Genomic DNA, 2114 nt, shown 5'->3' with positions numbered 1-2114 from the left:
CCACAAAAGACCCCACCACCACACGACAACAACCCGCACGTGAACGGGCAGCAGAGGGCCGGGCAGCGGAGACGGGCGGGGCAGCACGGAAACCGGGGCGTGTTAGTGCCCGCACGGTATCGAGGATGTTCTTCATGTGCTGCTGTCCCCCAGAGTCACGCCCGGCGGGCGCGGTGAAGTGCCTTGGCGTGGCCGGATAACCACGACTATGACATATTGACCATCGAATAGAGAAACCCCCGGCGCGGGGTTACGGAAGCCCGGGCGCGTGTCCCGTGGGCGCCTAGTCCAGGACCAGGCCCCTTCCGCTGCCGCGCTGCAGCTCGACCGGGTGGATTTCGCCGAATCCCCGGACGTTTTCCGCGTCCCGCGGCAGCAGCACAAAGCGTTCGTCGCGTTCGAGGGCGGCCGCGGTCATGGAGTCCACCAGCACGGTCCCGGGATCGGCCAGCGCGGTGAGCCGGGCGGCGAGATTGACGGTGGGCCCGTAGATATCGCCCAGCCGGGAGAGGATCCGGCCCCACACCATGGCAACGCGGGCCTGGGGCAGGATCTCGTCCTCGTTGAAGGCCTGGGCGAGGGCCAGGGAGATCTCGGCGCCGGCGGCCGGGGTTTCGGCGATGTAGAGGACTTCATCGCCCACGGTCTTGACCAGCCGGCCGCCGCCGACGGAGATGATCTCGGCGCACTTGTTTTCGAAGCGCTGCACCAGCTGGGCGAGGGTTTTCTCGTTCATGCGGCGGGACAGGCTGGTGTAGGAGACCAGGTCCGCGAAACCGACGGCGCGGGCCAGGGGCAGCGGCGCGTCGTCCTCGTCCCCTTCCCGGCCTTCCTCGCTGGAGGCAAGACCGGCTTCGGCGCGCACGGCCAGCCGCTGGACTCCGGCGTTGAGCTGGCGGCGCCAGGAGTAGACCAGCATTTCTTCCAGCGCGTCCACCAGTGATGGCAGTTCGCTGACCAGCCGTTTGCGGGCGACGGCGTCCGTCACCCCCTGCTGGTGGACCATGTCCTCCACCAGCGCCTCGATCTGCCAGACCACCATCCGGTCCGTCATCTGGCCGATGGCGCGGGTCACGGAGATAGCGGCTTCCTCGGTGAGTTTGCCGGTGCGGACCAGGTCCACAATCGTGTTCAGCGCCGTCTGGTCCCGTTCGGTGAACGCGACGTCMTCATCGCCAAGATTGGGGAATCCGAGGGCGCGCCAGAGTTTCCGGGCGGAAAGGAGCGAGAGCCCTGCCCCGGCGGCAATTTCGCGGCGGCGCAGCTTGCGTTCGCCGCCGAGGAGGCGCTGCTCCAGTGCTTTGGCGGCGAGCCGTTCGGCGGACATGGTGCTGGTGGGCGGGGCAACCGGCGGCTCCGCGCCGGCGTCGGCGTCCGAATCGGCGGCGGCTGTGCCCGGATCGGCGTCGGTGTCGGTGTCCAGCTCGGCGTCGGGCCCGGCGTCCGCCGGATCAACGGCGTCCGCCGGGTCAACGGCGTCGGAGGCCGCAACGGAATCGAGGACGGCGGCCTCGAGGGAGGCTGCGTCGAGCACCACGTCGGGGACATCCGAGGGATCGGCGGCCAGGAGTCCGGTGTCAGGGTGCACGTGCTCAGCGTTCATCTCTTCCACCTTCTCTCATGTCCAGGGGCCAATCGTCGGGACCGCGCACCGTGTCGCGGGCGTCAAACACTTCACCCTCCGGAAGTTCATCAAGTGCGTCGAGGATGAAGCTCCGGAACGTCATGACCTCCGGGACGTCCGGAATCACCGTGTTGGCGGGGTACCCGGTATCCAAGGATATATTCCCCGAGCGCAGGGTCCGTTGGAGCAGGGTCTGTTCGATGAACACATTACGCACGGCGGCCAGCGGAATCTGCTGGTCGCGGCGCCGCAGCATCCCGTAACGGGCAATCAGGCGCCGGCTGGTCAGGGTGTAGCGGCTGGCATGCCAGGACACGGTCCTCGGGAGGCAGTACGCCAGCAGCACCCAGGCGGCCAGCGCCAGGCAGAGGCCGATCAGCCACGGCGTCCAGCCCGGGGTGGCCAGCGGGATCAGCCGGACCGGGCCGCCCTTCACAATCCAGGCGCAGGCGAAGGCCGTGAGGGCTGAGACGACGATCAGGACCAGGGC

The 2114-nt window shown here is 68.4% G+C and carries 2 protein-coding genes; both read right to left on the bottom strand.

Annotation, left to right across the window (positions count from 1 at the left end; translation table 11 throughout):
- Nucleotides 1-283 precede the first annotated feature (283 nt).
- Complete coding sequence (locus AC1DHD_RS15890) at nt 284-1327, bottom strand: adenylate/guanylate cyclase domain-containing protein (protein ID WP_476880637.1); 1044 nt, start codon at nt 1325-1327, stop codon at nt 284-286.
- A 265-nt stretch (nt 1328-1592) separates the two neighbouring features.
- Nucleotides 1593-2114 (bottom strand): PH domain-containing protein (locus tag AC1DHD_RS15885; RefSeq protein WP_476880636.1); only part of this gene is annotated, 522 nt, incomplete at its 5' end.

The sequence above is a fragment of the Arthrobacter sp. 05L45_2 genome (assembly GCF_056397525.1).
Note: the sequence above shows the minus strand (reverse complement) of the source record. Positions and strands in the feature narration are given on the sequence as shown.